General features: G+C 68.2%; 10 protein-coding genes. All 10 read left to right on the plus strand.

From position 1 onward, the window contains the following. Nucleotides 1–6: 6 nt before the first annotated feature. The 10 genes from A6M56_RS01035 to A6M56_RS01080 all read left to right on the plus strand — a co-directional run bounded on the left by A6M56_RS01035 (nt 7) and on the right by A6M56_RS01080 (nt 13,308). Nucleotides 7–1,335 carry a CpaE/TadZ family protein gene (locus A6M56_RS01035; protein ID WP_045220028.1) on the plus strand — a complete coding sequence of 443 codons (1,329 nt, stop codon included), beginning with the start codon at nt 7–9 and terminating at the stop codon, nt 1,333–1,335. Continuing rightward, complete coding sequence (locus A6M56_RS01040; protein ID WP_102079414.1) at nt 1,332–2,705, plus strand: TadA family conjugal transfer-associated ATPase; 1,374 nt, start codon at nt 1,332–1,334, stop codon at nt 2,703–2,705. Before A6M56_RS01035 ends, A6M56_RS01040 begins: the two co-directional genes overlap by 4 nt. Then, nucleotides 2,698–3,621, plus strand: coding sequence for a type II secretion system F family protein (locus tag A6M56_RS01045; RefSeq protein WP_102079413.1), 924 nt, complete (start codon nt 2,698–2,700; stop codon nt 3,619–3,621). Before A6M56_RS01040 ends, A6M56_RS01045 begins: the two co-directional genes overlap by 8 nt. 8 nt (nt 3,622–3,629) lie before the next feature. After that, nucleotides 3,630–4,628 (plus strand): type II secretion system F family protein, encoded by a 999-nt coding sequence (locus A6M56_RS01050; RefSeq protein ID WP_286757631.1) that lies wholly within the window; start codon nt 3,630–3,632, stop codon nt 4,626–4,628. Nucleotides 4,629–4,674: 46 nt separating this feature from the next. Then, nucleotides 4,675–5,532 carry a tetratricopeptide repeat protein gene (locus A6M56_RS01055; protein WP_102079412.1) on the plus strand — a complete coding sequence of 286 codons (858 nt, stop codon included), beginning with the start codon at nt 4,675–4,677 and terminating at the stop codon, nt 5,530–5,532. Further along, the gene (locus A6M56_RS01060) at nt 5,529–5,861 is read left to right on the plus strand and encodes a DUF3613 domain-containing protein (protein ID WP_045220038.1); all 333 of its coding nucleotides are present in this window, start codon (nt 5,529–5,531) and stop codon (nt 5,859–5,861) included. Before A6M56_RS01055 ends, A6M56_RS01060 begins: the two co-directional genes overlap by 4 nt. Before the next feature lie 11 nt (nt 5,862–5,872). Further along, a complete protein-coding gene (locus A6M56_RS01065) occupies nt 5,873–7,597 on the plus strand; it encodes a TadG family pilus assembly protein (RefSeq protein WP_240480036.1) in 1,725 nt (574 codons plus the stop codon). A 15-nt stretch (nt 7,598–7,612) separates the two neighbouring features. Beyond that, on the plus strand, nt 7,613–9,010 hold the full coding sequence (locus A6M56_RS01070; RefSeq protein WP_102079411.1) for a sigma 54-interacting transcriptional regulator: 1,398 nt from the start codon (nt 7,613–7,615) through the stop codon (nt 9,008–9,010). Nucleotides 9,011–9,117: 107 nt separating this feature from the next. Further along, the gene (locus A6M56_RS01075; RefSeq protein ID WP_045220041.1) at nt 9,118–9,903 is read left to right on the plus strand and encodes a DUF2968 domain-containing protein; all 786 of its coding nucleotides are present in this window, start codon (nt 9,118–9,120) and stop codon (nt 9,901–9,903) included. A gap of 156 nt (nt 9,904–10,059) precedes the next feature. After that, entirely contained in the window at nt 10,060–13,308 is a 3,249-nt protein-coding gene (locus A6M56_RS01080; RefSeq protein ID WP_102079410.1) for a bifunctional cytochrome P450/NADPH--P450 reductase, read from the plus strand. The last annotated feature ends 125 nt before the right edge of the window (nt 13,309–13,433 follow it).

Below are 13,433 nucleotides of genomic sequence, written 5' to 3' on the forward strand. Positions count from 1 at the left end.
GCGGGCATGGATTACTTTCTCCTGCATGGCGGCACCTACGGCGCCCAGGGCGACGCGCAATCGGCAGCGGCCCACCGCTGGCTGGCGGGCGCCATCCGCGAGCTCGGCGTGCTGGTGGCGCAGACCAGCGGGCCCGACGGCTTTCTCGAGCAGATTGCCGCCGTCAATCCCGAAGTGGTGTTCGTGCGCTTCGCCTCTTCACCGGACTCCGCGGCCGCGCCCGAGCAGGACCAGAAGCTCGGCGAAGGCACCGACGCCATCAGCGAGGCCACGCAGCTGGTGGCGCAACTGACGCAGCTGTATCCGGGGCTGCCGCTGGTGGCCGTCGGCTCGGCCAGCGACGGGCGCGCGATGCTGGCCGCGTTGCGCGCAGGCGTGAAGGACTTCATCGACGTGGACGGCGCCCCGGCCGAGGCAGTGCGTGTGGTGCGCCGCCTGCTGGCCGAGCGCGCGTCCGCCGAGCCCACGAGGCGCGGGCGAGTGCTGGCCATCCTCGGGGCGCGCCCGGGCGTGGGGACGACCACACTGGCGACGAACCTCGCCACGCTCGTGCGGCGCACGTCGGCCAGCGACGTGATGCTGCTCGACCTCGGCCAGCCGCTGCGCGATGGCGCGCTGTACCTGAACGTGCATGCGCATTTCCATTTTGTTGAGGCGGTGCGCAACCTGCGCCGCTTTGACCAGGTGTTCGTGCAGACGGCGCTGTCGCGTCACCCGAGCGGGCTCGCCGTGCTGCCGCTGCCGGTCTCGCTGGCGGAGATGCGCGACATCTCGTTTTCGGAGGCGCTCGGGCTGCTGAACCGGCTGCGCACCTTCTTCGACCTGCAGGTCGTGGACCTGGGCGGCTTCAGCAACATTGATTTCATCGCGCAGCTCGTCAAGGCGGCCGATGACGTGATGCTGGTGGCCGAGCAGAGCGTGGGCGCGATCGTCTCGGCGGCGGAGCTGATGCAGGAGCTCAAGAAGCGCGAGATCGACCGCGACCACCTGCACCTGACCATCTCGAAATTCGACACACGCCTGTCGTTGGATGCGGCGCAGATTGCCGAGCGGCTGGAGATTCCCTCGGTGCTGACCGTGCCCAACCGGCGCGAGGCCCTGGTGATTGCGTCCAACCAGGGCGCGACGCTGGCCGAGAGCCACCCGGGCGATGCGTATGTGCGCGCCCTCGCGGGCATCGCGCAAACGCTGGGCTACGCCGAGCAGGGCGAACGCGCCACGGGCGTGCAGAACTGGGTGACCGGGCTCGGCGCGCGCCTGGGCAGCCGCTTCCGGCGCAAAGCGGCAGAGGCCACTGAACTGGATATCGGTACCACCGGACGGAACGCGACATGACACAACCCATCGAGTTCTCCAACCAGACGGACGCCGGCCACGGCGCGTTTACCGTCTCGCAGGCGTTCCAGGACATCAAGGAAGCCGCGCACGAGCATCTGCTCACGCGCATCGAAGAGCTCGGTGCCGAGTTCGGGCGCTGGTCGCGCACCGCCATCCAGCGCTTTGTCGATCTGGAGGTGGAGGGCTTCACCCGCGTGCGCCGCATTCCCGTCAACGAGACGGAAGTGCGCCAGATTGCAGAGGCGCTCACCAAGGAGCTGGCCGGCTTCGGCCCGATCGAGGATCTGCTTGCCGACCCGGCCGTGGAAGACATTCTCGTGAACGGGCATCTGGATGTGTACGTGTCGCGGCACGGCGTGCTCGAGCGCATTCCGGTGCGCTTTGCCGACAACAACCACCTGCTGCGCATCGTGCGCCGCATCCTCGCCCCGATCGGTCGGCGGCTCGACGAATCGAACCCGATGGTCGACGCGCGCCTGCCCGACGGCGGCCGCATCAACGTGGTCATTCCGCCGCTGGCGCTCGAAGGGCCCGTGGTGTCGATCCGCAAGTTCCGCAAGGATCCGCTCAAGCCCGATGACCTGCTCGGCCTGGGCACCATGAGCCCCGAGATCGGCGCGCTGCTGGAGGCCGCCGTGCAGGCACGCTGCAACATTCTCGTGAGCGGCGGGACGAGTTCGGGCAAGACATCGCTGCTCAATGCGATGGCGTATCACATTCCGACCTCGGAGCGCGTCATCACCATCGAAGACACGGCCGAGCTGTCGCTCAACCACCCGCACGTGGTGCGTCTGGAGAGCCGGCCCGGCGGTTTTGAGGGCACCGGCGCGGTGACGATCCGCGAATTGCTGCGCAACAGCCTGCGCATGCGCCCGGACCGCATCATCGTGGGCGAAGTGCGCGGCGGCGAAGTGCTCGAAATGCTGCAGGCCATGAGCACCGGGCACGATGGCTCGATGGGCACCATCCACGCCAGCAGCCCGCGCGAGTGCCTGTACCGGCTCGAGATGCTCGCGGGCTTCGCAGGCTTCCAGGGCAGCGAAATCAGCTTGCGCCGGCAGATCACCAACGCAATCGACTTCATCGTGCAGATCGGGCGGCTGTCCAACGGCAAGCGGCGCATCCTGTCGATTACCGAAGTGACGGGACTGGGCGACAACATCATCTCCACACAGGAGCTGTACCGCTACGAGCCCTATGTCGGCCCCGACGGTGAGGAGATCGACCGCTGGACCGCGCTCGGCCTGCAGCCGCATTCGCCCAAGCTGGCGCGCCTGCGCAACGGTGGCCTGGAAGGCGGCGCGATGGGCGGCATGGGTGGCGGGATGGGGGGCGGATTCGGCGGCGGAGGCCGGTTCCATGTCTGAGGCGCTCTGGTTCGGCTGCTTGGCGCTGGCCTTCGTGGGCGGCGCGCTGACGCTGTGGTCCGAGGCTGCGCGCCGCCGCGAACGCGAGGCGTCGCGCGCGTTCGTGCGCGTGCAGACCGAGCAGATCAACGCCCGCTATCAGTCGAATGCCGAAGCCGTGCCGGCCAGCGTGCCGGATTCGCTGCACCGCGCCTGGAACGATGCGCTGCGCCGCGCAGACATCGAGCCTACCCGGCGCTTCTACATGCTGCTGATTGGGCCGGCGCTGGTGTTCGCGCTCGTTGCTTGGGCGGCATCGGGCGTACTTTCGGCCGTGATGGCGCTCGCGCTGTACGCGCTCATCGCCGTGTTCTGGTTCTGGAACCGCACGCGGCGCATCAATGAGCGGCTGTTACAGCAGTTGCCGGGATTCCTCGACGGCGTGGTAAGGCTGATGAGCATCGGCAGCGCTGTGCCGGCCGCCTTCCAGGCCGCCAGCGCCAACACCGAGCCGCCGCTGCGCAACTGCCTCGTTTCCACCACGCAGATGCAGCGGGCCGGCAAGGATCTGGATGCCGCCGTGCTGGCGGTCGGTCAGCAGTACCGCGTGACCGAACTGGTGCTGCTCGCCTCCGTGCTGCGGCTGTCGCTGCGCTATGGCGGTCGCGCCGACATCGTGATGGAGCGCACCGCGGCCTTCATGCGCGACCGGCAGCAGGCCCAGCGCGAACTGCTCGCGCTGTCGGCCGAGACGCGCCTGTCGGCCTGGATCCTGGGTCTGCTGCCCGTGGTGGTGGGCGGCCTGATCGTCATGTTCAACGCGAACTACGTGATGTCGATGTGGCGCGATCCCGTGGGTCAGATGCTGATCATGGCGGCGTTCGGGCTCGAGGTCATCGGAGGACTGGCGTTGGCGAAGCTGGCCAAGTCGGTCTAGGAGCAGGCATGGATGACGTGTTTCTCACCATGAGCCTGACCGCCGCGGCGGCGGGGTTGCTGTTGCTGGGCGGCATCGCGGTTCGCGCCGTGCTGATGCGCCAGCGCAGCGTGCGCAAGCTTGATTCAGCGTTGTCCAATGTACGGGCGGCAGCAGCAGGCGCGGCACCCGCGCCGGCGGCCCCGGCTGTGCCGGCAGCGCCTGCCACCAAGGTACCGGCGCACGGCGTGCGCGAGGCGCGCCAACTGCAGCAGCAGATCGCCAGGGTCGGCCAGCGCTGGATCGACACGCCGCTGGGCCAGCGCATCCTCACTGAGGAAGACAGCAAGCTGCTGGAGGAATGCGGCTTTTACGGCGAACACGCGCGCACCGTGTTCGGCGGTCTGCGCATCGTGCTGCCGCCGCTACTGGCCATAGTGGGCTTCGTGCTGGCCGCAACGGGGGGCAAGGCGCTGCTCTGGGCGTTCATGGGTTTCGCCATCGGGTACCTCGCGCCCAAGTGGTACCTCAAGCATCGCTCGCAGGACCGCCGGCGGCGCGTCGACGAAGAGATGCCGGTGATGGTGGACATGCTGCGCCTGCTGCAGGGGGTGGGGCTGTCGATCGATCAGAGCCTGCAGGTCATCGCCAATGAATTTCCCGGGATGCTGCCCGTGCTGGCCGGCGAGTTTGGCCGGGCCAACCAGCAGTTCGCCTCGGGCCGCCCGCGCGAGCAGACGCTGCTGCGCATCGCCCGCCTGTTCGACAACGAAGACCTGAAGGGGCTGATCACGCTGCTCACGCAGGTGGACCGCTTTGGCGGCGCGGTGCAGGAGCCGCTGCGGCAGTTCGGCCTGCGCCTGCAGGAAAACCGCCGCGCGCGCATGAAAGAGCGCATCGGCAAGCTGACCGTCAAGATGACCGCGGTGATGGTCATGACGCTGCTGCCGGCGCTGCTCATCATCACCGCCGGCCCAGGGTTCATGGGCGTGATGCGCAGCCTGAAACACGTCGCAGGAGGAGGTTGAGGTGAGGACAACCCAGATCGCCGCACGCGCCCGGCGTGCATGGCCGATGGCGGCACTGCTGGTGCTGGCAGGCTGCGGCTCGATGGCTGCGTCGGACATGAGCCGCCGTACCGACACCGATATCGAGATGGCCCGCCAGCGCCAGGGCGAAGAGAAGGCCGAGATCAGCAGCCCGGTCACGTATCAGGCGCTGATCCGCAAGATGCAGGAGCAGGGCCTGTATTACGCATCGCTGGCGCACATCGATGCCTATGAGCAGCGCTACGGACGCGTGCCCGAGATGCAGCTGCTGCGCGCCGATGCCCTGCGCGAGACCGACCAGGCCGCCGCGGCTGAAGCGGCTTACCGTGCCGTCATCGCCGCGACGTCGGCCATGGGCGCCGGCACGCAGGGCGCCATGTTGAATGCGGGCGCGTGGCGGGGGCTTGGCATCACCGCCGGCCGCCGCGGCAACTTTGCCGACGCCGCGCGCTTCCTGCAGGTGGCCGCGCAGGCCAATCCCACCGACGCCAGCACCGTGAGCGACTACGGCTACGCGCTGATGCGCGCCGGCGAAGTCGAGCAGGCCCGGGTGCCCCTCATGCAGGCCCAGCAGATGGCCGGATCGAGCGCGAAGATTGCCGGCAACCTCGTGATCTGGCTGACGGTGAATGACCGCAAGCAGGAAGCCGCATCGCTGGCGGCGCACACACAGTTGAGCACGGCCGCACGCAAGGCCATCGACGACGATGCCATGCAGGTGATGCGTGCCTGGCGCGATCGGCGCATCGCCCGCGAGACTGCTCCGGCGGCACCGGTGGCCCCGCGTGCCGTGGCCACGCTGCAGCCGGCCGCTCGCCCATCCAACCATCCGCTTGCGCTGCAGCGCGGGCGCCTGCTCGACACCCTGGAGGTTGCGCAATGATCGATCGGATGCTTCTGGCCGCAGGCGTCGCGGCATGGCTTGCCGCGGGGCCGGTGGCTGCGCAGGGGTTCAGCGGCTCGGCACAGCCGGGGGCCGAGCCCGAGGCGCCCAAGGTCGGTCACCACGTGGCCGACGCGACGCGCGCATTGCTCAAGGCCCAGCGCGAGGGGACGTATGCCGGAGAACCGGCTCCGCTGCGCGGTGATGTGGCGGTGCTGGGGTATCAGCGTTATCTCGATTCATTCACCCAGCCCATGCCGGGGCTCACGCAGACGCAGTCCGGCACGCGCGCTTCCACGGTGAACTTCGTCCAGCAATCCGGCCGCTGACCGAGCGCATCGTGAACCGGCCCGCCATCCGCCCCTCGCGTATCGTCACGCTGCGCCGCCTGCATGGCGCCATCAGTGTGATGACGGCCGCCTTTGTGGCCACGATCGGGCTGGCGGTGCTCGTGTCGATCGATATCGGCAACCTGTTCTATTCGCAGCGGGCGCTGCAGCGGGCGGCCGATCTGGCGGCCATGGCGGCAGCGCAGCGCCTGGATGTTCCCAATGCCGCGCAACTCGCCGTGCAGCAGAACGGGCTGACGGTGGACGGCAACAACGTCAAGCTGACGGCGGCGCCCGGCGTCTGGGATGCCACCACCGGGACCGCGCCGACCTACTTCACGGCGCAGTCGGCTGTGGACGGCAACACCAATGCGGTGCAGGTGACGGTGTCGCAGAACGTGCCGTACTTCTTCACCATCGGGCAGCGCACGCTGCAGGCGACGGCCATTGCCAAGAACACGTCCATCGTGGCGTTCTCGCTTGGCTCGGGGCTGGCGTCGCTTGACAACGGTCTGCTCAACCGGCTGCTCGGCTATCTGCTGCACACCAACCTGAATCTGGACGCGGCTTCCTACCAGGGGCTTGCCACGACGAATATCCGGCTGGGCGACCTGGCGGTGGCGCTCGGCGCGGGGTCGATGCAGGAGCTGCTCGCACTGTCGCCGAGCCTCGGGACGTTGTTCAACGCCATGGTGTCGGTGGCCTCGCAGTCGGGGCTGGCCGGGCTGTCGGTGGGCGGTGCCGGGGCCAGCAACGCGCTGTCGTTCGGCAGCGACCTCAACGTGCCGATCAACATTGGCGACGGCGGCGCATCTTCGCCGGGCCTGCTGCAGGTGCTGGCGCTGGCCGGTAACGAAAAGGCTGCACTTGACGCCACGGTCAATGTGCTGGACCTGCTGACGACCGCTGCGCAGATTGCCAACAGCAAGTCGGCCGTGAATGTGAGCCCCGTTACGCTGAACCTCCTCGGGCTCGGCTCCGTCAAGCTGTCATTGAAGATCATCGAGCCGCCGGTCATCGCCGTCGGGCCGCCGGGCCAGTTCCTGTCGGGGCCGAATGCGGGGCAGTGGAAAACGCAGGCGCGCACGGCGCAGGTGCGGTTGGGGTTGGACGTGAATGCCAATCTGCTTCTCGCCGGCCTCGACTTGCCGATCGGCTTACAGGTTGCAGCAGCACAGGCGCACGCAAAATCGACCAGTTGCACGATCCCTCGCAAGAATTCGACCGCGACCATCTCGGTCCAGCCTCAGCCCGTGTCGTTATGCATTGCAGCGGGTGCAGCCAGCGCGGTGAATGGCGCCATGAATTGCGCAACGGCGCCGTTTGCGCCTTTGGTGGATCTAGGGCCCTTGGGAGCCGTGACCATCAAGGCCAATGTGTCGCCGACCGCCAATTCCAACTGGAGCGACGAAACGATTGCAGCAAGCCAGATCGGCTTGAATCCCCAAACGGATACGGGTGGCAAGTCTCCACCGCGCGTTGCGACGCCGGCGGTCTTCAGTTCCATCTTGAACAGCAATCTGAATCAACTTCAGCTGAACGCGACGCTTCCGCTCGTGGGCACCATTCCGCTCGGGGACGCCGGCAAGCTGATTCTTGCGCCCGTTGTGGCGGCCATCGGCCAGACACTCGACACCGGACTCTCACCTTTGCTCGGCGCCCTCGGCATCCAGCTCGGCTACGCCGACATCAAACTCCTCTCGCTCGGCTGCGACGCCGTCGAGCTCGTCTACTGACAGGGAAGCGACGACATGAAAACCGATCGCTGGGCGTACGAAGCGCTTGAGATCTTCGTCTGGGAAGGCCGCCACGACATTGCAGATCGCGTGGCACGATTCATGGCGCCGTTCGGCGCCGAGGTGATCCGTGCCGGCGGCATCGATTTCCAGCCGGCCGAGCCGCGCCTGAAGCCCAGCGTGGCGATCATCAGCGCGTCGGTGGTCGAAAGCGGCGGCTTTACCGTGCTCGACTGGCAGGCCGCGCAGGGCATGCCCGTGATCTGGGTGGCCGCCGATACGCAGCACGATCCGAGCCGTTTCCCGCCCGAATACACACACGTGCTGGGGCCGGACTTTGGCGCGACCGAGCTGCGCGCGCAGATCGGCAAGGTGCTGCCCGCGCTGTCGTCCTCGCAGGACGAGGCGCGCGACCAGAGCGATCTCGTGGCCGCATCGCCCGCCATGCAGGGGCTGCTGGAGCAGGTCGATACGTTTGCCGACTGCGACAGCAACGTCATGCTCTACGGCGAAACCGGTGCAGGCAAGGAGCGCATCGCGCGCCTGCTGCACGACAAGAACAGCGTGTACGGCAAGGGCCCGTTTGTGGCGGTCAACTGCGGCGCGATTCCCGACGGGCTGTTCGAATCGCAGTTCTTCGGCCATGCCAAGGGCGCGTTCACCGGGGCCATGTACGCACACCGGGGTTACTTCGAGCAGGCCAACGGCGGGACGCTGTTCCTGGATGAACTCGGCGACCTGCCGCTGTATCAGCAGGTGAAGCTGCTGCGCGTGCTGGAAGACAGCGAGTGCACGCGGCTGGGCTCCACCGTGCCGGTCAAGCTGGACTTCCGCCTGGTGGCCGCCACCAACAAGAACCTGCGCGAGATGGTGGCCACCGGCAAGTTCCGGGCCGACCTGTATTTCCGCCTCGCCGTGATCGAGTTGCGCATCCCGAGCCTGGAACAGCGCGGCGCGGAAGACAAGGTCGCGCTGCTGCTGTCTTTCCTGCGGCACCTGCTGGGCGACAAGGTGTACGACAGCATCCCCCCGGTGCCCGAGTGGGTGCGGGCGTCCGTCGGCCGCGCCTACTTTGCGGGCAACGTGCGCGAGCTGCGCAACCTCGCCGAGCGCATCGGCATCACCCTGCGCCAGTTCGGCCGCTGGGACGAAGCGCGCATCCTGCCGCTGTTTGCCGGCCTGCAGCGCGACGCCTTCGAGCGGGAGGCCGGCAATGGCTCCTACGGGGAGCGGAGCAACGGCGGCAATGGCGGCGAAGAAGAGCGCCGCCGCATCCTTGCCGCGCTGGATGCCAACAACTGGCGCCGCCAGGACACCGCCGCCACGCTCGGCATCAGCCGCAAGGTGCTGTGGGAAAAGATGCGCAAATACCAGATTGCCGACGGCGAAACCGAGCTGCGCGAGCTGGAGTGACGCCAAACAACACCCCCACGGCCCTGGGGCGGGCCCGCGTGCCACTCGGGCGGCGGATCGCGTATAGTTTTCGGCTGCAACACCTGCGCAGAATCCACAGTGTCGAGATGAGAACAACAAAACAGTCAGGGAAAGCGCCGCAACAGGCGTTCCAGAGGGGATTGGCCGTTGCCGCCGCGGTGGCGATCATGGGCGGCACAGCCGCCTGCACATCGGCCGTGGCACAGAGCCCGGCTGCACCGCCCACCGCCATTGCACCGATTGCCGGCACGCCCGTGCCTGCATTGACAGCCACGGTGGGCCAGCCGGCCGCGCCGGCGGCCGCCAGTGCACCGGCCGCGTCGAACGGCAAGGCCCCGGCTGAAGCGTCGGCCGCCGGCGGTGCCGTGCACGAGTTGCAGCAGCGCATGCAGGCCCGCGAGCTGTCGGAGCTGCGCACGACTTACAACGGTGCCTATGGCGCGAGCCTGCTGTTTGCCCAGAGCGACCTGACGTACTACGTGACGCTGTTTCAGCAGAAAGACCTCTGGCGCGTCGTCAAGACCACCAACGAGGCCTTTGCGGAGCGCCTGTACAACGACTTCGCCAAGCAGACGCGTGCCATGGCCGACCTGGAGCTGCAGCGGATCCGTCTCGAGGCCCAGAAGGAGCGCGCCGAACGCCAGATCGCCGCGCAGGAAGAACGGCTGCGCGGCCTGCGCACCGATCTCGACATCCAGCGCCAGCAGCAGGCCCAGGCACTGGAGCGCCAGAAGGTCGCCCGCACCGAGGCCGATGCGCTGGACGCCGAACGCCGCGCCGCGCGCGCCCGTGTCGAGGCGTTGCAGCGCCAGATTCGCGAGCTGGAGGCGCAGGTCAATGCGCCGTTCAATTCGCAGCAGCGGCGTCGCTGAGCGCGACTGCATGAAACGCGACATCGGGCGGCCCACGGGTCGCCCGATGCACTTTTAGGGGGCGATTTCCAAACACGGCGACAGTGTTTGCCGTCGCTCGCAAGCGGCGCGTACATTGGCTAGGGCTCCTAACCCCATTCCCGCCGTCGACCACGCATGCGCTCTGCCTCCGAGTTGCCCGCCAACGTGTCGGCCATGGTTGACCCCAAGGCCGAGCCCATCCCGCAGCCCAAGGGGCTGCCCTGGCTGGGCAATCTGCTGCAACTGCCCAAGGACCGCCTTGCCCAGACGCTGCTGGAAACCAGCCGGCACTTTCCGCAAGGGCTCTACCAGCTCGACTTTGCCGGCCGCCGCGTGCCCTTCGTCTACGCCGCCGACCTGGTGGCCGAGCTCAGTGACGAAACGCGCTTTCGCAAGCTGATCGGCCCGCCGCTGTCGTTCCTGCGTGCCGGGGCTGGCGACGGGCTCTTCACCGCACACCACGACGAGCCCAACTGGGGCAAGGCGCACCGCATCCTGCTGCCGGCATTCAGCCAGCGCGCGATGAAGGGCTACTTTGACGTGATGCTCGAGGTGGCCAACGCACTGGCTGATAAATGGGCGCGCCAGGGCCCCGGGGCGGACATCGCCGTGGCCGACGACATGACGCGGCTCACGCTCGACACCATCTCGCTGGCGGGCTTCGGATACCGCTTCGACTCGTTCAATACGCCGGAGCTGCATCCGTTCCTGGCGGCGATGGTGGGCGTGCTGTCCGAAGCCATGGGCAAGCTCACGCGCCTGCCGCTCAAAGACCGGTTCATGCGCGAGCATCATCGCCGCTTTGCGCAGGACGTGGCTGCCATGCACGCGCTGGTGGACGAGGTCATCCGCGCGCGTCGCCATGCGCCGGACGGTGCCGCCGCCGCGAGCGACCTGCTGGGTCTGATGCTCAACGCCCGCGACCCGGTGACCGACGAGCCGCTGGACGACACGAACATCCGCTTCCAGGTCATCACGTTCCTGATCGCGGGGCACGAAACGACCAGCGGCCTGCTCACCTTCGCGCTGTACATGCTGCTGCGCAATCCGGCCGTGCTGGCGCAGGCGTATGCCGAAGTCGACCGCGTGCTGCCTGGCGACACGGTGCCGCAGTATGCGCATCTGGCGCGGCTCGACGTGCTCGAGCGCGTGCTCAAGGAAACGCTGCGCCTGTGGCCCACCGCCCCGAGTTTTGCCGTGGCGCCGTATGAAGACACGCGCATCGGCGGCCGCTACGTCATCCGCAAGGACCAACGCGTGGTGACGCTGCTGCTGGGGCTGCATCGCGACCCTGCGGTATGGGCGCGTCCTGAAGTGTTCGACATCGACCGCTTCTTGCCTGAGAACGAGGCCCGCCTGCACCCGCACGCATACAAGCCGTTCGGCAACGGCGAGCGCGCCTGCATCGGCCGCCAGTTTGCGCTGACCGAAGCAAAGCTGGCGCTCGCGGTGATCCTGCAGCGCTTCGCGTTGTCCGACCCCTACGATTACGGCTTCCGGATCAAGGAGACGTTGACCCTCAAGCCAGACGGCTTCCGCCTGCGTGCGCGGCGGCGCAATGCGCACGAGCGGCTGTCGGTGGCGATGCCCGCGCGCGTCGATGCTGCCAAGCAGCCCGATGCCGAGGCCGCGCTGGCCGGCGGCGGTGAACCGATGCATGTGCTGTACGGCGGCAGCCTCGGTACATGCCAGGACATTGCCGAGCAGCTTGCCGCCACGGCGTCGCGCGCGGGCTTTGATGCCAAGGTCGCGCCGCTGGACACGATTGCCGATGCGCTGCCGCAGCACGGCACGCTCATCGTCGTGGCCGCGACGTATAACGGCCGGGCGCCGGACAGCGCCCGCACCCTCGAAGCCAGGCTCGACGCGAGCGGCGCGCGCGTGCCGCAGGCCAGCGCATTGCGCTACGCCGTGCTGGGCTGCGGCAACTCGCAATGGCCTGCGTTCCAGGCGTTTCCGAAGCGGGTGGAAGCCATGCTGGCGGCATCCGGCGCGCAAGCCATCGTGCCGCGCGGCGAGGCCGACGGCAACGCCGGTTTCGATGCCGCGGTCGATGCGTGGATACGCGGCCTATGGAGCGCACTCGGTGCCCGACAGGCGCACGCAGAGGGTGCGTCCGTCAGCGTCCGGTATGTCGCACCGGACGCCGTTCGCGCGGCCACGCTGCCGCCCACGGCACGACCCGTGACAGTGCTCGGCAACGATGAACTGGTCAGCGACCCGACGGGCTTGTGGGATTTCACGCAGGAAGCGCCTCGCGGGCCCACGCGGCACATCACCGTGCGTCTGCCGGACGGCCAGACCTATGCCACGGGCGATCACCTCGCCATCTACCCGCGCAATGCCGATGACCGCGTCGACGCCGCCATCGCGCGACTCGGCCTGGAGGCCGATGCACTGGTCACGCTCACCGCGCGCCATGCGCATGTCCGGCATCTGCCGCTGGAGCAGCCCGTGTCGGTGCGCCAGCTGCTGCGCGACTTCGTCGAGCTGCAGGACACCGCCACGGTGCGCGATATCGCAGCGCTGCACGCGGCCACGCGCTGTCCGGTCACGCGCGGGCAGCTTGCCGTGTGGCTCGAGGGCGATGAGGCGGCGCGGCGCTTCGATCAGGACGTGCAGGCCGCGCACGTGAGCGTGCTCGATTTGCTGATCCGCTTTCCGGCGATCGAGCTGTCGCTGGAGGCGTTCCTGGCCCGGCTTGGCGCAATGCGGCCACGGTTCTATTCGATCGCTTCGTCGGCGCGTGTGTCGCCGCAGGTGGTGTCATTGACGGTCGGCATGGTGTCGGGCCCGGCGTGGTCCGGTGCGGGCATGTATCGCGGCACGGCCTCCAACTATCTGATGCAGCTGCGGCCCGGTGCGGAGATCGCCGCCGCCGTGCGCACGCCCAACCCGCCGTTCGCCCCCGAGGCGGATGCGAGCACGCCGATGGTGCTGATCGGCGCCGGCACGGGCATCGCGCCGTTTCGCGGCTTTCTCGAAGAGCGCGCCGCCCGGCAGGCCGCAGGGCACGCTGTGGCGACGTCGCTGCTGTGCTTCGGCTGCCGCCATCCCGAGCACGACTTCCTGTACCGCGACACGCTGCGTGCTTGGCAGGACGCAGGCGTGGTGCGCGTCTTTCCCGCATATTCGTGCGTGCCCGGTCATCCGCATCGCTTCGTACAGCATGCACTGTGGGATGCGCGTGACGCCGTGTGGGCGGCATTCGATGCCGGGGCCACGCTGTACGTCTGCGGCGACGGGCGGGCCATGGCGCCGGCCGTGCGCGACACGCTCATCCGCATGCATCAGGCGCGCCATGGCAGCGATCTTGCAACGGCATCCGATTGGCTCGCGGCGCAGATGCAGGCCGGACGGTATCGGCAAGACGTCTTCAACTGATGCGCCTGATGGTGTCGCGCTGCCGCATCACCGCGCCGGGCGTGGGCGGGCGCGGCAAGGGCCCATGTTACGATTCGCCACTCGGAGCACAGCGCTTTTGGCTTGGCGACGCACAGTCTGACGCG

Origin of the sequence: Ralstonia sp. RL (assembly GCF_001683835.1) — a bacterium.
Lineage (GTDB): Bacteria > Pseudomonadota > Gammaproteobacteria > Burkholderiales > Burkholderiaceae > Ralstonia > Ralstonia mannitolilytica.

What these genes read in the sequence shown, in the direction of transcription:
- A6M56_RS01075 (WP_045220041.1), top strand. Translation starts at nt 9,118, where the DNA reads ATGAGAACAACAAAACAGTCAGGGAAAGCGCCGCAACAGGCGTTCCAG.
- A6M56_RS01080 (WP_102079410.1), top strand. Translation starts at nt 10,060, where the DNA reads ATGCGCTCTGCCTCCGAGTTGCCCGCCAACGTGTCGGCCATGGTTGAC.
- A6M56_RS01050 (WP_286757631.1), top strand. Translation starts at nt 3,630, where the DNA reads ATGGATGACGTGTTTCTCACCATGAGCCTGACCGCCGCGGCGGCGGGG.
- A6M56_RS01035 (WP_045220028.1), top strand. Translation starts at nt 7, where the DNA reads ATGGATTACTTTCTCCTGCATGGCGGCACCTACGGCGCCCAGGGCGAC.
- A6M56_RS01060 (WP_045220038.1), top strand. Translation starts at nt 5,529, where the DNA reads ATGATCGATCGGATGCTTCTGGCCGCAGGCGTCGCGGCATGGCTTGCC.
- A6M56_RS01070 (WP_102079411.1), top strand. Translation starts at nt 7,613, where the DNA reads ATGAAAACCGATCGCTGGGCGTACGAAGCGCTTGAGATCTTCGTCTGG.
- A6M56_RS01040 (WP_102079414.1), top strand. Translation starts at nt 1,332, where the DNA reads ATGACACAACCCATCGAGTTCTCCAACCAGACGGACGCCGGCCACGGC.
- A6M56_RS01055 (WP_102079412.1), top strand. Translation starts at nt 4,675, where the DNA reads ATGGCGGCACTGCTGGTGCTGGCAGGCTGCGGCTCGATGGCTGCGTCG.
- A6M56_RS01045 (WP_102079413.1), top strand. Translation starts at nt 2,698, where the DNA reads ATGTCTGAGGCGCTCTGGTTCGGCTGCTTGGCGCTGGCCTTCGTGGGC.